This is a genomic window from Pseudomonas citrullilanati, from assembly GCF_030580855.1.
In the GTDB taxonomy this organism is placed as follows: domain Bacteria; phylum Pseudomonadota; class Gammaproteobacteria; order Pseudomonadales; family Pseudomonadaceae; genus Aquipseudomonas; species Aquipseudomonas citrulli.
Genome location: NZ_JAUQOP010000047.1, coordinates 21236 through 39035, shown reverse-complemented (window position 1 = coordinate 39035; position 17800 = coordinate 21236). Strand labels below are relative to the sequence as shown.

At 57.2% G+C, this 17800-nt stretch carries 13 protein-coding genes and 1 tRNA gene; all 14 read left to right on the top strand.

Going from position 1 to position 17800, the window contains the following annotated elements:
• Positions 1 to 1131 (top strand): elongation factor Tu (tuf, locus tag Q6A48_RS22700; protein ID WP_304556619.1); only part of this gene is annotated, 1131 nt, incomplete at its 5' end.
• Between the two features lie 53 nt (positions 1132 to 1184).
• A tRNA-Trp gene (locus tag Q6A48_RS22695) sits at positions 1185 to 1260 on the top strand.
• 44 nt (positions 1261 to 1304) lie between these two features.
• Complete coding sequence (secE, locus tag Q6A48_RS22690; protein ID WP_003186101.1) at positions 1305 to 1673, top strand: preprotein translocase subunit SecE; 369 nt, start codon at positions 1305 to 1307, stop codon at positions 1671 to 1673.
• 9 nt (positions 1674 to 1682) lie between these two features.
• Complete coding sequence (nusG, locus tag Q6A48_RS22685; RefSeq protein ID WP_010443972.1) at positions 1683 to 2216, top strand: transcription termination/antitermination protein NusG; 534 nt, start codon at positions 1683 to 1685, stop codon at positions 2214 to 2216.
• Positions 2217 to 2333: 117 nt separating this feature from the next.
• Entirely contained in the window at positions 2334 to 2765 is a 432-nt protein-coding gene (rplK, locus tag Q6A48_RS22680) for a 50S ribosomal protein L11 (RefSeq protein ID WP_003176435.1), read from the top strand.
• A complete protein-coding gene (gene rplA, locus Q6A48_RS22675; RefSeq protein ID WP_003186095.1) occupies positions 2765 to 3460 on the top strand; it encodes a 50S ribosomal protein L1 in 696 nt (231 codons plus the stop codon). Before rplK ends, rplA begins: the two co-directional genes overlap by 1 nt.
• A gap of 198 nt (positions 3461 to 3658) precedes the next feature.
• Positions 3659 to 4159: a 50S ribosomal protein L10 gene (gene rplJ / locus Q6A48_RS22670; protein ID WP_003206099.1), complete on the top strand. Its 501-nt coding sequence runs from the start codon at positions 3659 to 3661 to the stop codon at positions 4157 to 4159.
• A 78-nt stretch (positions 4160 to 4237) separates the two neighbouring features.
• Positions 4238 to 4603 carry a 50S ribosomal protein L7/L12 gene (rplL, locus tag Q6A48_RS22665; protein WP_304556616.1) on the top strand — a complete coding sequence of 122 codons (366 nt, stop codon included), beginning with the start codon at positions 4238 to 4240 and terminating at the stop codon, positions 4601 to 4603.
• Between the two features lie 219 nt (positions 4604 to 4822).
• Positions 4823 to 8896 (top strand): DNA-directed RNA polymerase subunit beta, encoded by a 4074-nt coding sequence (rpoB, locus tag Q6A48_RS22660; protein ID WP_304556615.1) that lies wholly within the window; start codon positions 4823 to 4825, stop codon positions 8894 to 8896.
• 64 nt (positions 8897 to 8960) lie between these two features.
• On the top strand, positions 8961 to 13160 hold the full coding sequence (gene rpoC / locus Q6A48_RS22655) for a DNA-directed RNA polymerase subunit beta' (protein WP_304556614.1): 4200 nt from the start codon (positions 8961 to 8963) through the stop codon (positions 13158 to 13160).
• A 216-nt stretch (positions 13161 to 13376) separates the two neighbouring features.
• Complete coding sequence (gene rpsL, locus Q6A48_RS22650) at positions 13377 to 13748, top strand: 30S ribosomal protein S12 (RefSeq protein ID WP_003186084.1); 372 nt, start codon at positions 13377 to 13379, stop codon at positions 13746 to 13748.
• A 104-nt stretch (positions 13749 to 13852) separates the two neighbouring features.
• On the top strand, positions 13853 to 14323 hold the full coding sequence (gene rpsG, locus Q6A48_RS22645) for a 30S ribosomal protein S7 (protein WP_024776462.1): 471 nt from the start codon (positions 13853 to 13855) through the stop codon (positions 14321 to 14323).
• Between the two features lie 30 nt (positions 14324 to 14353).
• Positions 14354 to 16459 carry an elongation factor G gene (gene fusA / locus Q6A48_RS22640; protein ID WP_042730526.1) on the top strand — a complete coding sequence of 702 codons (2106 nt, stop codon included), beginning with the start codon at positions 14354 to 14356 and terminating at the stop codon, positions 16457 to 16459.
• A 30-nt stretch (positions 16460 to 16489) separates the two neighbouring features.
• Entirely contained in the window at positions 16490 to 17683 is a 1194-nt protein-coding gene (tuf, locus tag Q6A48_RS22635) for an elongation factor Tu (RefSeq protein WP_304556613.1), read from the top strand.
• The last annotated feature ends 117 nt before the right edge of the window (positions 17684 to 17800 follow it).

The window sequence follows — 17800 nt, the reverse complement described above, 5'->3', positions numbered from 1 at the left end:
GACCACGGTAAAACCACTCTGACCGCTGCTCTGACCCGTGTCTGCTCCGAAGTTTTCGGTTCGGCTCGTGTTGACTTCGACAAGATCGACAGCGCCCCGGAAGAGAAAGCTCGTGGTATCACCATCAACACTGCACACGTAGAGTACGACTCCAATGTTCGTCACTACGCGCACGTTGACTGCCCGGGTCACGCCGACTACGTAAAAAACATGATCACCGGTGCTGCCCAGATGGATGGCGCGATCCTGGTTTGCTCGGCCGCTGATGGTCCGATGCCGCAAACCCGTGAGCACATCCTGCTGTCCCGTCAGGTAGGCGTTCCGTACATCGTTGTCTTCCTGAACAAGGCTGACATGGTTGACGACGCTGAGCTGCTGGAACTGGTTGAGATGGAAGTTCGCGACCTGCTGAGCACTTACGACTTCCCGGGTGATGACACTCCAATCATCATCGGTTCGGCTCTGATGGCTCTGAACGGCCAAGACGACAACGAAATGGGCACCACTGCCGTTCGTAAGCTGGTCGAGACTCTGGACAGCTACATCCCAGAGCCAGAGCGTGCGATCGACAAGCCGTTCCTGATGCCAATCGAAGACGTGTTCTCGATCTCCGGTCGCGGTACCGTAGTGACTGGTCGTGTTGAGCGTGGTGTTGTCCGTATCCAGGAAGAAGTTGAGATCGTCGGTCTGCGCGACACTCAGAAAACTACCTGCACCGGCGTTGAAATGTTCCGCAAGCTGCTCGACGAAGGTCGTGCTGGCGAGAACTGCGGCGTACTGCTGCGCGGCACCAAGCGTGACGACGTTGAGCGTGGCCAGGTTCTGGTCAAGCCAGGCACCGTCAAGCCGCACACCAAGTTCACCGCAGAAGTCTACGTTCTGAGCAAGGAAGAAGGCGGCCGTCATACTCCGTTCTTCAAAGGCTACCGTCCACAGTTCTACTTCCGTACAACTGACGTGACTGGTAACTGCGAGCTGCCAGAAGGCGTTGAAATGGTAATGCCAGGTGACAACATCCAGATGACTGTCACTCTGATCAAGACCATCGCGATGGAAGACGGCCTGCGTTTCGCTATCCGTGAAGGCGGTCGTACCGTCGGCGCCGGCGTCGTAGCCAAAGTCATCGAGTAAACAGTTGTAATGTCTTTTTCGGGCCGGCATAATGGTCGGCCTGATTTTGTTTTAGGTCAGTAGCTCAATTGGCAGAGCGACGGTCTCCAAAACCGTAGGTTGGGGGTTCGATTCCCTCCTGACCTGCCAGATTCACTCAGTGTGTCTGGCTTTCTTTTCACAGGATCTGATAGATGACTCCTAAAGCTGAAGCTCAAGGCTCTCGCTTCGATCTGCTTAAGTGGCTAGTGGTAGTCGCTTTGGTGGTTGTTGGCGTTGTTGGCAATCAGTATTACTCTGCTTCGCCGATCCTGTACCGCGTACTTGCATTGCTCGCCATTGCTGCTGTTGCTGCCTTCGTAGGTCTGCAGACGGCCAAGGGCAAGTCTTTCTTCGTACTCGCTAAGGAAGCTCGCACCGAGATCCGTAAAGTCGTATGGCCGACTCGCCAAGAAACCACGCAGACCACATTGATTGTCGTGGCTGTTGTCCTGGTGATGGCGTTGCTGTTGTGGGGGCTTGACTCCCTGCTCGGCTGGCTTGTTTCCTTGATTGTTGGCTAAGGGTGTCCCGTGGCTAAGCGTTGGTACGTTGTGCATGCTTACTCGGGTTACGAGAAGCATGTCATGCGCTCGCTCATTGAGCGCGTAAAGCTGGCTGGCATGGAAGACGGCTTCGGCGAGATTCTGGTCCCCACTGAAGAAGTGGTTGAGATGCGTAATGGCCAGAAGCGCAAAAGCGAACGCAAGTTCTTTCCAGGCTATGTGCTGGTACAGATGGACATGAACGAAGGGACTTGGCACTTGGTCAAGGATACCCCTCGGGTGATGGGCTTCATTGGCGGTACCGCTGATAAGCCAGCACCGATTACCGATAAAGAGGCAGAGGCGATTCTGCGTCGTGTTGCTGATGGTAGCGACAAGCCGAAGCCGAAAACGCTGTTTGAGCCGGGTGAAGTGGTTCGCGTCACCGACGGTCCATTCGCTGACTTTAACGGTACGGTTGAAGAAGTTAACTACGAAAAGAGCCGGATTCAGGTGGCAGTGCTCATTTTCGGACGCTCTACTCCGGTAGAGCTCGAGTTCAGTCAGGTCGAGAAGGTCTGATTGAGCAGGCATCCCAACCCCACAGCCCTAGGCTGTGGGGTTTTGTCGTCACTGGGATAAACGCGCAAGTAACCGGGGAGCCTTTCGAGGCGTTCGAACCCGTAATTGGAGTGCCTCATGGCCAAGAAGATTACCGCTTACATCAAGCTGCAAGTGAAGGCCGCTCAGGCTAACCCAAGCCCACCCGTTGGTCCTGCTCTGGGTCAGCACGGCGTGAACATCATGGAATTCTGCAAGGCCTTCAACGCCCGTACTCAGGGTCTTGAGCCAGGTCTGCCGACTCCAGTGATCATCACTGTCTACAGCGACCGTAGCTTCACTTTCGAAACAAAAAGCACCCCTGCTTCGGTTCTGCTGAAGAAGGCTGCAGGTTTGACCAGCGGTTCCGCTCGTCCAAACACCGTTAAGGTTGGCACCGTTACCCGTGCTCAGCTGGAAGAAATCGCGAAAACCAAAAACGCGGATCTGACTGCAGCTGATATGGATGCAGCCGTGCGTACTATCGCCGGTTCTGCTCGTAGCATGGGCCTTAACGTGGAGGGTGTGTAATGGCTAAGCTGACCAAGCGTCAAAAGGCTATCGCCGGCAAGATCGAAGCAGGCAAGGCCTATAACTTTGTAGATGCCGCCGCTCTGCTGGCCGAGCTGTCGACTGTCAAGTTCAGCGAGTCGTTCGACGTTGCTGTAAACCTGGGCGTTGACCCACGTAAATCCGACCAGGTCGTTCGTAGCGCTACCGTGCTGCCACACGGCACTGGCAAGACCGTTCGTGTTGCGGTGTTCACCCAGGGTCCGGCAGCTGAAGCTGCTCTGGCCGCTGGCGCTGACCGCGTAGGCATGGACGATCTGGCTGCTGAAATGAAGGGCGGCGACCTGAACTATGACGTAGTGATCGCATCCCCGGATGCCATGCGCGTCGTGGGTCAGCTGGGTCAGATCCTCGGTCCACGTGGTCTGATGCCTAACCCTAAGGTCGGTACCGTAACTCCAGACGTAGCCACCGCGGTCAAGAACGCCAAGGCTGGTCAGGTTCGTTATCGCACCGACAAAAACGGCATCATCCACACTTCCGTTGGCAAGATCGGCTTCGACGCCGTCAAGCTGAAGGAAAACGTTGAAGCCCTGATCGCTGACCTGAAGCGTATCAAGCCAGCTTCTTCGAAAGGTATCTACGTCAAGCGCGTTACCCTGAGCACCACCATGGGCCCAGGCCTGGTCATCGACCAGAGCTCGCTGGACGCGTAAGACTCAGGTTGGCGCAAGCAATTGCGCCAATCGAAAAATTGGGGTCCCTGCCTGGCGGGGGCTGTCCAAGACCGTAGGCGACGCAAGTCTTAAACCACAAGCCTACGCAGATGGTGCTCCCGGTTCCTTACCGAATCAGACACCAAAACGACATTCGGTTCCGACCGGATGAAACGGTAACAAGCAGGAGTTAAACCCGTGGCAATTAAACTCGAAGACAAGAAGGCCATCGTCGCTGAAGTCAACGAGGCTGCCAAAGCTGCTCTGTCCGCTGTCGTGGCTGATGCCCGTGGCGTAACAGTAGGCGCAATGACCGGACTCCGTAAAGAGGCTCGTGAAGCTGGCGTTTACGTACGTGTTGTACGTAACACCCTGCTCAAGCGCGCTGTTGCTGACACTGAATACAGTGTCCTCAACGACGTGTTCACCGGCCCGACCTTGATCGCGTTCTCCACCCAACATCCTGGCGCTGCTGCCCGTTTGTTCAAGGAATTCGCCAAAGGTCAGGACAAGTTCGAGATTAAGGCAGCTGCGTTCGAGGGCAAGTTCCTCGCAGCTAACCAGATCGACGTACTGGCAACTCTGCCGACCCGTGACGAAGCAATTTCCCAGCTGATGAGCGTGATTCAAGGCGCTACCAGCAAATTGGCTCGTACTCTGGCGGCACTGCGCGACCAGAAAGAAGCTGCCGCAGCCTAAGGCTCGACACTCCTTTTCGCGTTTTTTGTTTATTTCGATGGTCGCGTAGGCCGTCCCCCAATCCAGGAATTTAGATTCATGTCTATCTCTCAAAACGATATCCTCGAAGCCGTTGGCAACATGTCCGTAATGGAAGTTGTTGAGCTGATCAAAGCTTTCGAAGAAAAATTCGGCGTTACCGCTGCTGCTGCTTCTGCCGGTCCAGCTGTTGCTGCTCCTGCTGCTGAAGAGCAAACCGAGTTCAACGTTATCCTGGCTTCCGCTGGCGAGAAGAAAGTTAACGTGATCAAGGCTGTTCGCGAGCTGACCGGTCTGGGCCTGAAAGAAGCCAAGGAGAAGGTTGACACCGCTCCTCAGGTTATTGCTGAAGGCGTTACCAAAGAAGCTGCTGGCGACGCTAAGAAGAAGCTGGAAGAAGCAGGCGCTACCGTCGAAATCAAGTAATTTCGACCTTGCGTCTCCAGCCCGAGCGTTAAGCGACAGGCTGATGGCTGGTGGCTCTTGCCACCGGCCTTTTTCCGTTATTGGCAGCCGACTGGGTTGGTGCTGGTAACGCGCTGTAACCATCCGATGTGGTGGCGCAAACCATGGGGTTTGCACGATTTTCTGGCTGCTCCCGTCGGGAGGGGCCAAACAAGCAGGTGACCAAGCTGGGGAACGCTGATGGCTTACTCATATACTGAGAAAAAACGTATCCGCAAGGACTTTAGCAAGTTGCCGGACGTCATGGATGTGCCGTACCTCCTGGCCATCCAGCTGGATTCGTATCGTGAATTCTTGCAAGCGGGAGCGACTAAAGATCAGTTCCGCGACGTGGGCCTGCATGCGGCCTTCAAATCCGTTTTCCCGATCATCAGCTACTCCGGCAATGCTGCGCTGGAGTACGTCGGTTATCGCCTGGGCGAACCGGCATTTGATGTCAAAGAATGCGTATTGCGCGGTGTAACTTACGCCGTACCTTTGCGGGTAAAAGTGCGCCTGATCATTTTCGACAAAGAATCGTCGAACAAAGCGATCAAGGACATCAAAGAGCAAGAAGTCTACATGGGTGAAATCCCCCTGATGACTGAGAACGGTACCTTCGTGATCAACGGTACCGAGCGTGTAATCGTTTCCCAGCTGCACCGTTCTCCGGGCGTGTTCTTCGACCACGACCGTGGCAAGACGCACAGCTCCGGCAAACTGCTTTACTCCGCGCGCATCATTCCTTACCGCGGTTCGTGGTTGGACTTCGAGTTCGACCCGAAGGACTGCGTGTTCGTGCGTATCGACCGTCGTCGCAAGCTGCCAGCTTCGGTACTGCTGCGCGCGCTCGGCTATACCACCGAGGAAGTGCTGGACGCGTTCTACACCACCAACGTCTTCCATGTGCAGGGTGAAAATCTCAGCCTGGAACTGGTGCCTCAGCGCCTGCGCGGTGAAATCGCAGTCCTGGACATCCAGGACGACAAGGGCAAGGTCATTGTCGAGCAGGGTCGTCGTATCACCGCTCGTCACATCAACCAGCTGGAAAAAGCCGGGATCAAAGAGTTGCAGGTGCCGATGGACTACGTCCTGGGTCGCACCACGGCGAAGGTCATCGTGCATCCGGCCACCGGCGAAATCCTCGCAGAGTGCAATACCGAGCTGACCACCGAGATCCTGGCGAAAATCGTCAAGGCCCAGGTCGTTCGTATCGAAACCCTGTACACCAACGATATCGACTGCGGTCCGTTCATCTCCGACACGCTGAAGATCGACTCCACCGGCAACCAGTTGGAAGCCCTGGTCGAGATCTATCGCATGATGCGTCCTGGCGAGCCACCAACCAAGGATGCAGCCGAGACCCTGTTCAACAACCTGTTCTTCAGCCCTGAGCGTTATGACCTGTCTGCGGTCGGCCGGATGAAGTTCAACCGTCGTATCGGTCGTACCGAGATCGAAGGTTCTGGCGTGCTGAACAAGGATGACATCGTTGCGGTCCTCAAGACCCTGGTCGACATCCGTAACGGCAAGGGCATCGTCGATGACATCGACCACCTGGGTAACCGTCGTGTTCGCTGCGTAGGCGAAATGGCCGAGAACCAGTTCCGCGTGGGCCTGGTGCGTGTAGAGCGCGCGGTCAAGGAACGCCTGTCGATGGCGGAAAGCGAAGGCCTGATGCCGCAAGACCTGATCAACGCCAAGCCAGTGGCTGCGGCGGTGAAGGAGTTCTTCGGTTCGAGCCAGCTGTCCCAGTTCATGGACCAGAACAACCCGCTGTCCGAGATCACCCACAAGCGTCGTGTCTCCGCACTCGGCCCAGGCGGTCTGACCCGTGAGCGCGCAGGCTTCGAAGTCCGTGACGTACACCCGACCCACTATGGTCGCGTATGCCCGATCGAGACGCCGGAAGGTCCGAACATTGGTCTGATCAACTCCCTGGCGGCCTATGCGCGCACCAACCAGTACGGCTTCCTCGAGAGCCCGTACCGCGTGGTGAAAGACGCCCTGGTCACCGACGAGATCGTGTTCCTGTCCGCCATCGAAGAGGCCGACCACGTGATCGCCCAGGCTTCGGCCACGATGAACGACAAGAAGGTCCTGATCGACGAGCTGGTAGCTGTTCGTCACCTGAACGAGTTCACCGTCAAGGCGCCGGAAGACGTCACCTTGATGGACGTATCGCCGAAGCAGGTCGTTTCGGTTGCGGCGTCGCTGATCCCGTTCCTCGAGCACGACGACGCCAACCGTGCGTTGATGGGTTCGAACATGCAGCGCCAGGCTGTACCGACCTTGCGCGCTGATAAGCCGCTGGTGGGTACCGGCATGGAGCGTAACGTTGCCCGTGACTCCGGCGTTTGCGTCGTGGCTCGTCGTGGCGGCGTGATCGACTCCGTCGATGCCAGCCGTATCGTGGTTCGTGTTGCCGATGACGAAGTTGAAACCGGCGAGGCCGGTGTCGACATCTACAACCTGACCAAATACACCCGCTCCAACCAGAACACCTGCATCAACCAGCGTCCGCTGGTGAGCAAGGGTGATCGGGTTCAGCGCAGCGACATCATGGCCGATGGTCCATCCACCGACATGGGTGAACTGGCGCTGGGCCAGAACATGCGCATCGCGTTCATGGCGTGGAACGGCTTCAACTTCGAAGACTCCATCTGCCTGTCCGAGCGTGTGGTTCAGGAAGACCGCTTCACCACGATCCACATCCAGGAACTGACCTGCGTGGCTCGTGACACCAAGCTTGGCCCAGAGGAAATCACTGCGGACATCCCGAACGTGGGTGAAGCCGCACTGAACAAGCTGGACGAAGCCGGTATCGTTTACGTAGGTGCCGAAGTCGGCGCAGGCGACATCCTGGTGGGCAAGGTCACTCCGAAAGGCGAGACCCAGCTGACGCCGGAAGAAAAACTGCTGCGTGCCATCTTCGGTGAAAAAGCCAGCGACGTTAAGGACACCTCCCTGCGCGTGCCTACCGGCACCAAGGGTACCGTCATCGACGTGCAGGTCTTCACTCGCGACGGCGTCGAGCGTGATGCTCGTGCACTGTCCATCGAGAAGACCCAGCTCGACGAGATCCGCAAGGACCTGAACGAAGAGTTCCGTATCGTTGAAGGTGCGACGTTCGAACGTCTGCGTGCAGCCCTGGTTGGCCACAAGGCCGAAGGCGGCGCCGGCCTGAAGAAAGGTCAGGAAATCACCGACGAAGTCCTCGACGGTCTTGAGCACGGCCAGTGGTTCAAGCTGCGCATGGCTGAAGACGCCCTGAACGAGCAGCTCGAGAAGGCCCAGGCCTATATCGTCGATCGCCGCCGTCTGCTGGACGACAAGTTCGAAGACAAGAAGCGCAAGCTGCAGCAGGGCGATGACCTGGCTCCAGGCGTGCTGAAAATCGTCAAGGTCTACCTGGCAATCCGTCGCCGCATCCAGCCGGGCGACAAGATGGCCGGTCGCCACGGTAACAAGGGTGTGGTCTCCGTGATCATGCCGGTTGAAGACATGCCGCACGATGCCAACGGCACCCCGGTCGATGTGGTCCTCAACCCGTTGGGCGTACCTTCGCGTATGAACGTTGGCCAGATCCTCGAAACCCACCTGGGCCTCGCGGCCAAGGGCCTGGGCGAGAAGATCAACCGCATGGTCGAGGAGCAGCGCAAGGTCGCGGACCTGCGTAAGTTCCTGCACGAGATCTATAACGAGATCGGCGGTCGCAACGAAGAGCTGGACACCTTCTCCGACCAGGAAATCCTGGACCTGGCGAAGAACCTGCGCGGCGGCGTTCCAATGGCTACCCCGGTGTTCGACGGTGCCAAGGAAAGCGAAATCAAGGCCATGCTGAAACTGGCAGACCTGCCGGAAAGCGGCCAGATGCAGCTGTTCGACGGCCGTACCGGCAACAAGTTCGAGCGTCCGGTTACCGTTGGCTACATGTACATGCTGAAGCTGAACCACTTGGTAGACGACAAGATGCACGCTCGTTCTACCGGTTCTTACAGCCTGGTTACCCAGCAGCCGCTGGGTGGTAAGGCGCAGTTCGGTGGTCAGCGTTTCGGGGAGATGGAGGTCTGGGCGCTGGAAGCGTACGGTGCTGCCTACACTCTGCAAGAAATGCTCACAGTGAAGTCGGACGATGTGAACGGCCGGACCAAGATGTACAAGAACATCGTGGACGGCGATCACCGTATGGAGCCGGGCATGCCCGAGTCTTTCAACGTGTTGATCAAGGAAATTCGTTCCCTCGGCATCGATATCGATCTGGAAACCGAATAACACGTGACGCGAATCGAGAGCGGGGCTGTTTGGCCCGCTCTCTGCTCCGCCAGGAGGAAAGGCCTTGAAAGACCTACTGAATTTGCTGAAAAACCAGGGTCAAGTCGAAGAGTTCGACGCCATCCGTATTGGATTGGCCTCGCCTGAGATGATCCGTTCGTGGTCGTTCGGTGAAGTTAAAAAACCGGAAACCATCAACTACCGTACGTTCAAGCCTGAGCGTGACGGCCTGTTCTGCGCCAAGATCTTTGGCCCGGTCAAGGATTACGAGTGCCTGTGCGGTAAGTACAAGCGCTTGAAGCACCGTGGTGTGATCTGCGAGAAGTGCGGCGTTGAAGTCGCGCTGGCAAAAGTTCGTCGTGAGCGCATGGCGCACATCGAACTGGCCTCGCCAGTTGCCCACATATGGTTTCTGAAATCGCTGCCGTCGCGTATCGGCCTGCTGATGGACATGACCCTGCGTGATATCGAACGCGTTCTCTATTTCGAGAGCTATGTCGTTATCGATCCGGGCATGACCACCCTTGAAAAAGGTCAGCTGCTCAACGACGAGCAGTACTTCGAAGCGCTGGAAGAGTTCGGCGACGATTTCGATGCCCGCATGGGTGCCGAAGCTGTCCGTGAACTGCTGCACGCGATCGACCTGGAACACGAGATTGGCCGCCTGCGCGAAGAGATTCCGCAAACCAACTCCGAAACCAAGATCAAGAAGCTGTCCAAGCGCCTGAAGTTGATGGAAGCCTTCCAGGGTTCCGGCAACCTGCCAGAGTGGATGGTGCTGACCGTTCTGCCGGTTCTGCCGCCAGACCTGCGTCCACTGGTTCCGCTCGATGGCGGTCGCTTCGCGACTTCCGACCTCAACGATCTGTATCGTCGAGTGATCAACCGTAACAACCGTTTGAAGCGCCTGCTCGACCTGTCCGCTCCGGACATCATCGTGCGCAACGAAAAGCGTATGTTGCAGGAAGCGGTCGACGCACTGCTCGATAACGGTCGTCGTGGCCGCGCTATCACCGGTTCGAACAAGCGTCCTCTGAAATCCCTGGCCGACATGATCAAGGGTAAGCAGGGTCGTTTCCGTCAGAACTTGCTCGGTAAGCGTGTCGACTACTCCGGTCGTTCGGTTATTACCGTAGGCCCGACCCTGCGTCTGCACCAGTGCGGCCTGCCAAAGAAAATGGCGCTGGAGCTGTTCAAGCCGTTCATTTTCGGCAAGCTGGAGATGCGCGGTCTGGCGACCACCATCAAGGCTGCCAAGAAGATGGTCGAGCGCGAGCTGCCAGAGGTCTGGGACGTTCTCGCCGAAGTGATTCGCGAACACCCCGTGCTGCTCAACCGTGCACCGACCCTTCACCGTCTGGGCATCCAGGCGTTTGAACCGGTACTGATCGAAGGTAAGGCTATCCAGCTGCACCCGTTGGTCTGTGCTGCGTACAACGCCGACTTCGACGGCGACCAGATGGCCGTGCACGTACCGCTGACGCTGGAAGCCCAGCTCGAAGCGCGCGCGCTGATGATGTCGACCAACAACATCCTGTCGCCAGCCAACGGTGAGCCAATCATCGTGCCGTCGCAGGACGTTGTATTGGGCCTGTACTACATGACCCGTGAAGCGATCAACGCCAAGGGCGAAGGTCGTGTGTTCGCGGATCTGCAGGAAGTTGACCGTGTGTTCCGTGCCGGCGAAGCCGCGCTGCACGCCAAGGTCAAGGTGCGGATCAACGAAACCGTGAACGATCGCGATGGCAACAGCGTGACCAACACCCGTATCGTCGACACCACTGTCGGCCGTGCGCTGTTGTTCCAGGTTGTGCCAAAAGGCCTGTCGTTCGACGTCGTCAACCTGCCGATGAAGAAGAAGGCGATCTCCAAGCTGATCAACCAGTGCTACCGCGTGGTTGGCTTGAAGGAAACCGTGATCTTCGCTGACCAGTTGATGTACACCGGTTTTGCCTATTCGACCATTTCCGGCGTTTCCATCGGCGTTAACGACTTCGTTATCCCGGATGAAAAAGCCCGCATCATCGGTACTGCCACCGAAGAAGTGAAAGAGATCGAAAGCCAGTACGCCTCCGGCCTGGTAACCCAGGGCGAGAAGTACAACAAGGTGATCGACCTCTGGTCCAAGGCGAACGACGAAGTGTCCAAGGCGATGATGGCCAACCTCTCGAAAGAGAAGGTCATCGACCGTCATGGTGACGAAGTCGAGCAGGAATCCTTCAACTCGATGTACATGATGGCCGACTCGGGCGCACGGGGTTCTGCCGCGCAGATCCGTCAGCTCGCCGGTATGCGTGGCCTGATGGCCAAGCCGGACGGCTCCATCATCGAGACCCCGATCACCGCGAACTTCCGTGAAGGCTTGAGCGTACTCCAGTACTTCATCTCCACGCACGGTGCGCGTAAGGGTCTTGCGGATACCGCGTTGAAAACGGCGAACTCCGGTTACCTGACCCGTCGTCTGGTGGACGTGGCGCAGGACCTGGTCGTGACCGAGATCGATTGCGGTACCGAGCATGGCCTGGTCATGACGCCGCACATCGAAGGCGGCGACGTTGTCGAGCCGCTGGGTGAGCGCGTATTGGGTCGTGTCATCGCCCGTGACGTATTCAAGCCAGGTACCGAGGACGTCATCGTTCCTGCCGGCACCCTGGTGGACGAGAAGTGGGTAGAGTTCATCGAGCTGAACAGCATCGACGAAGTGATCGTGCGCTCGCCGATCAGCTGCGAAACCCGCTACGGCATTTGCGCCAAGTGCTACGGCCGCGACCTGGCTCGTGGTCACCAGGTGAACATCGGTGAGTCGGTCGGCGTTATCGCGGCCCAGTCCATCGGTGAGCCGGGTACCCAGCTGACGATGCGTACGTTCCACATCGGTGGTGCGGCAAGCCGGACCTCCGCGGCCGACAGCGTCCAGGTGAAGAACGGCGGTACTGTCCGCCTGCACAACCTCAAGCACGTTGAGCGTGTGGACGGTCACCTGGTTGCGGTGTCCCGTTCCGGGGAGCTGGCGATCGCCGACGACTTCGGTCGTGAGCGTGAGCGCTACAAGCTGCCTTACGGTGCCGTGATTTCGGTCAAGGAAGGTGACAAGGTCGACGCTGGCGCCATCGTGGCCAAGTGGGATCCGCACACTCACCCGATCGTTACCGAAATGAAAGGTACCGTGACCTACGTGGGCATGGAAGAAGGCATCACGATCAAGCGTCAGACCGACGAATTGACCGGTATGACCAACATTGAAGTGCTCGATCCGAAAGATCGTCCAGCGGCCGGCAAGGACATCCGTCCTGCCGTGAAGATGGTCGACGACAACGGCAAGGACCTGTTGCTGCCAGGCACTGACGTAATCGCTCAGTACTTCCTGCCAGCCAACGCCCTGGTCGGTGTTGCGGACGGTGCGCGGATCGCGATCGGTGATGTTATCGCCCGTATCCCGCAGGAAACTTCGAAGACCCGTGACATCACCGGTGGTCTGCCGCGTGTTGCCGACTTGTTCGAAGCCCGTCGTCCGAAAGAAGCCTCGATCCTGGCTGAAGTCAGCGGCACCATCGCGTTCGGTAAAGAGACCAAGGGCAAGCGCCGCCTGGTCATTACGCCGAACGACGGTAGCGATCCGTACGAAGAGCTGATTCCGAAGTGGCGCCACCTGAACGTCTTCGAAGGCGAACAGGTCAACCGCGGCGAAGTGATCTCGGACGGTCCGAGCGATCCACACGACATCCTGCGTCTGCTGGGTGTCAGTGCGCTGGCCAAGTACATCGTCAACGAGATCCAGGACGTTTACCGTCTGCAAGGCGTGAAGATCAACGACAAGCACATCGAGACCATCCTGCGTCAGATGCTGCGTAAAGTTGAGATCTCCGAGTCCGGCGACTCCAGCTTCATCAAGGGCGACCAGATGGAACTGACTCACGTACTGGTAGAGAACGAGCGTCTGAGCGCGGAAGACAAGTTTGTCGCCAAGTTCACCCGCGTTCTGCTGGGTATCACCAAGGCGTCGTTGTCCACCGAATCGTTCATCTCGGCGGCTTCCTTCCAGGAAACCACCCGCGTACTGACCGAAGCGGCGGTAACCGGCAAGCGCGATTACCTGCGCGGCCTGAAAGAAAACGTGGTCGTGGGTCGTCTGATCCCGGCCGGTACCGGTTTGGCCTACCACAGCGAGCGCAAGCGTCGCCGTGATGCAGACAAGCCGTTGCGCGTAAGCGCCAGTGAAGTGGAAGCTGCACTGACCGAAGCGCTGAACTCGAGCGGTAACTGAGTTCTGCGGTAATTGAGTGCCTGGCCCTGGTCGCCCCGTTCGGCGGATCGAGACAAATTGTCGAGATCCGGCGGGCGGGGAGGTCGGGGCCTTGCCTTGACTGGGGACAAGATCCTCTTTAGACTCTTGATCCCCTAAATTTGGCGGGAATTCGTTCCTGCCATTTTGCTTTTCTTGCAAGACAATAGCGTCGCAAGACAACAGTGGAGCTAGTAGATGGCAACTATCAACCAGCTGGTACGTCAGCCGCGTAAGCGTATCGTCGAGAAATCCGACGTGCCTGCGCTGCAGAACTGCCCGCAACGTCGTGGCGTATGCACCCGTGTGTATACCACTACGCCGAAAAAACCTAACTCGGCACTGCGTAAAGTATGCCGTGTGCGCCTGACCAACGGTTTCGAGGTTTCCTCGTACATCGGCGGTGAAGGCCACAACCTGCAAGAGCATAGCGTGGTCCTGATCCGCGGCGGTCGTGTAAAAGACTTGCCAGGTGTTCGTTACCACACCGTTCGCGGTTCTTTGGATACCTCCGGCGTTAAAGGTCGTAACCAGGGTCGTTCGAAATACGGTACCAAGCGTCCGAAATAATCGGCCGTTTTTTGCAGTTTTTAATTTTATTGAGTCGATAAGAGTAAGGTCGGGCACGCGTCAGCTGTCCCGGGCTAACCTGAAGACCGTTTGAGGGCTTATCAATGCCAAGACGTCGCGTAGCAGCCAAGCGTGAGATTCTGGACGATCCGAAATACGGAAGCCAGATCCTCGCCAAGTTCATGAACCACGTAATGGAAAGCGGCAAGAAAGCCGTTGCCGAGCGTATCGTTTATGGCGCGCTGGAAAAAGTTAAAGAGCGTAAGAACTCCGATCCCCTGGAACTCTTCGAAAAAGCACTCGACGCCATCGCTCCGCTGGTCGAAGTGAAGTCGCGCCGCGTAGGCGGTGCTACCTACCAGGTTCCGGTTGAAGTTCGTCCGTCCCGTCGTAACGCTCTGGCCATGCGCTGGCTCGTAGACTTCGCCCGCAAGCGCGGCGAGAAGTCCATGGCTCTGCGTTTGGCTGGCGAACTGTTGGACGCTGCTGAAGGTAAAGGTGCTGCAGTTAAGAAGCGTGAAGACGTGCACCGCATGGCTGAAGCCAACAAGGCTTTCTCGCACTACCGCTTCTAATTTTAGCGTCACTCAATTTGCGAGGGCTTTATGGCTCGTACTACACCGATTAACCGCTACCGTAACATCGGTATCGTCGCTCACGTGGATGCTGGTAAAACCACCACCACCGAGCGCGTCCTTTTTTACACCGGCAAAAGTCACAAAATGGGCGAGGTGCATGACGGCGCCGCGACCACAGACTGGATGGTGCAGGAGCAGGAGCGTGGTATTACCATCACTTCCGCTGCCATCACCGCCTTCTGGAAAGGTTCCGAGAAGCAGTACCCGCACGAGCATCGCTTCAACGTCATCGATACCCCGGGCCACGTGGACTTCACCATTGAAGTTGAACGTTCCCTGCGTGTACTCGACGGCGCGGTCGTTGTGTTCTGCGGTACTTCGGGCGTTGAGCCACAGTCGGAAACCGTATGGCGTCAGGCCAACAAATACGGCGTTCCACGTCTTGTTTACGTCAACAAGATGGACCGTGCCGGTGCCAACTTCCTGCGCGTGATCGGTCAGATCAAGCAGCGTCTGGGCCACACTCCGGTGCCTATCCAGCTCGCTATCGGTTCGGAAGACAACTTCCAGGGCCAGATCGACCTGATCAACATGCAAGCGGTCTACTGGAATGACTCCGACAAGGGCATGGTCCCTGTTCGCAAGGACATTCCTGCCGAGCTGTTGGAAGAAGCCGAGCAATGGCGCAGCAACATGGTCGAGGCTGCGGCCGAGGCCAACGAAGAACTGATGAACAAGTACCTCGAGGGCGAAGAGCTCACCATCGAGGAAATCAAGGCCGCTCTGCGTCAGCGCACTATCGCTGGTGAGATCGTCCTGGCTGTTTGCGGTTCTTCCTTCAAGAACAAGGGTGTTCCCCTGGTTCTCGACGCCGTTATCGACTTCCTGCCTGCTCCAACCGACATTCCTGCTATCAAGGGTTCCAACCCTGATAACGAGGAAGAGGAAATGGAGCGTCACGCAAGCGACGACGAGCCGTTCGCGGCCCTGGCGTTCAAGATCGCTACCGACCCATTCGTGGGTACCCTGACCTTCGTTCGAGTCTACTCGGGCGTGTTGGCCTCCGGCGACGGCGTGATCAACTCGGTAAAAGGCAAGAAAGAGCGCGTGGGTCGTATGGTGCAAATGCACGCAAACGCCCGTGAAGAAATCAAGGAAGTACGCGCTGGCGACATCGCGGCCTTGATCGGCATGAAGGACGTCACCACCGGTGAAACCTTGTGCAACGCTGACAAGCCAATCATCCTGGTTCGCATGGACTTCCCGGAGCCGGTTATTTCGGTTGCCGTTGAGCCAAAGACCAAGGATGACCAGGAAAAAATGGGTATCGCTCTGGGCAAGCTCGCTCAGGAAGACCCGTCTTTCCGCGTCAAGACTGATGAAGAGACTGGTCAGACGATCATCTCCGGCATGGGCGAGCTGCACCTGGACATCCTGGTTGACCGGATGCGCCGTGAGTTCAACGTCGAAGCCAACATCGGTAAGCCTCAGGTTTCCTATCGTGAGCGCATCACGAAGAGCTGTGAGATCGAAGGCAAGTTCGTTCGCCAGTCCGGCGGTCGTGGTCAGTTCGGCCACTGCTGGATCCGTTTTGCACCTGCTGACGAAGGTCAGGAAGGTCTGCAATTCCTGAACGAAGTCGTAGGTGGTGTGGTTCCTAAGGAATACATCCCGGCGATCCAGAAGGGTATCGAAGAGCAGATGAAGAACGGCGTTGTCGCCGGCTATCCGCTGATCGGCCTGAAGGCGACCGTGTTCGACGGTTCTTACCACGACGTCGACTCCAACGAGATGGCGTTCAAGGTGGCTGCTTCCATGGCGACCAAGCAACTGGCCCAGAAGGGCGGTGGTGAGTTGCTCGAGCCGATCATGGCCGTTGAAGTCGTTACGCCTGAAGACTACATGGGTGATGTCATGGGCGACCTTAACCGTCGTCGCGGCATGATTCTGGGTATGGAAGATACGGTTTCCGGCAAGGTCATTCGTGCCGAGGTTCCGTTGGGTGAAATGTTCGGTTACGCAACCGACGTTCGTTCCATGTCTCAGGGTCGCGCAAGCTACTCCATGGAATTCAAAAAATACAATACAGCTCCGTCGCATATCGTCGAAACTGTTACTAAAAAGCAAGGCTGATTCAGCCCTTTAAGCTAGGAGTTAATTGTCGTGGCTAAAGAAAAATTTGAACGGAACAAACCGCACGTCAACGTTGGCACCATCGGCCACGTTGACCACGGTAAAACCACTCTGACCGCTGCTCTGACCCGTGTCTGCTCCGAAGTTTTCGGTTCGGCTCGTGTTGACTTCGACAAGATCGACAGCGCCCCGGAAGAGAAAGCTCGTGGTATCACCATCAACACTGCACACGTAGAGTACGACTCCAATGTTCGTCACTACGCGCACGTTGACTGCCCGGGTCACGCCGACTACGTAAAAAACATGATCACCGGTGCTGCCCAGATGGACGGCGCGATCCTGGTTTGCTCGGCCGCTGATGGTCCGATGCCACAAACCCGTGAGCACATCCTGCTGTCCCGTCAGGTAGGCGTTCCGTACATCGTTGTCTTCCTGAACAAGGCTGACATGGTTGACGACGCTGAGCTGCTGGAACTGGTTGAGATGGAAGTTCGCGACCTGCTGAGCACTTACGACTTCCCGGGTGATGACACTCCAATCATCATCGGTTCGGCTCTGATGGCCCTGAACGGCCAAGACGACAACGAAATGGGCACCACTGCCGTTCGTAAGCTGGTCGAGACTCTGGACAGCTACATCCCAGAGCCAGAGCGTGCGATCGACAAGCCGTTCCTGATGCCAATCGAAGACGTGTTCTCGATCTCCGGTCGCGGTACCGTAGTGACTGGTCGTGTTGAGCGTGGTGTTGTCCGTATCCAGGAAGAAGTTGAGATCGTCGGTCTGCGCGACACTCAGAAAACTACCTGCACCGGCGTTGAAATGTTCCGCAAGCTGCTCGACGAAGGTCGTGCTGGCGAGAACTGCGGCGTACTGCTGCGCGGCACCAAGCGTGACGACGTTGAGCGTGGCCAGGTTCTGGTCAAGCCAGGCACCGTCAAGCCGCACACCAAGTTCACCGCAGAAGTCTACGTTCTGAGCAAGGAAGAAGGCGGTCGTCATACTCCGTTCTTCAAAGGCTACCGTCCACAGTTCTACTTCCGTACAACTGACGTGACTGGTAACTGCGAGCTGCCAGAAGGCGTTGAAATGGTAATGCCAGGTGACAACATCCAGATGACTGTCACTCTGATCAAGACCATCGCGATGGAAGACGGCCTGCGTTTCGCTATCCGTGAAGGCGGTCGTACCGTCGGCGCCGGCGTCGTAGCCAAAGTCATCGAGTAAGTCTCTTTCAGAGTCAGCTTGATGAGTTGAAAAGCCCCCGCTTAGCGGGGGCTTTTTTATTGGGTTGACACCTATCAGGGGCGTCTATAGAATTGCGCCTCCTTTTAACGGGCGTAT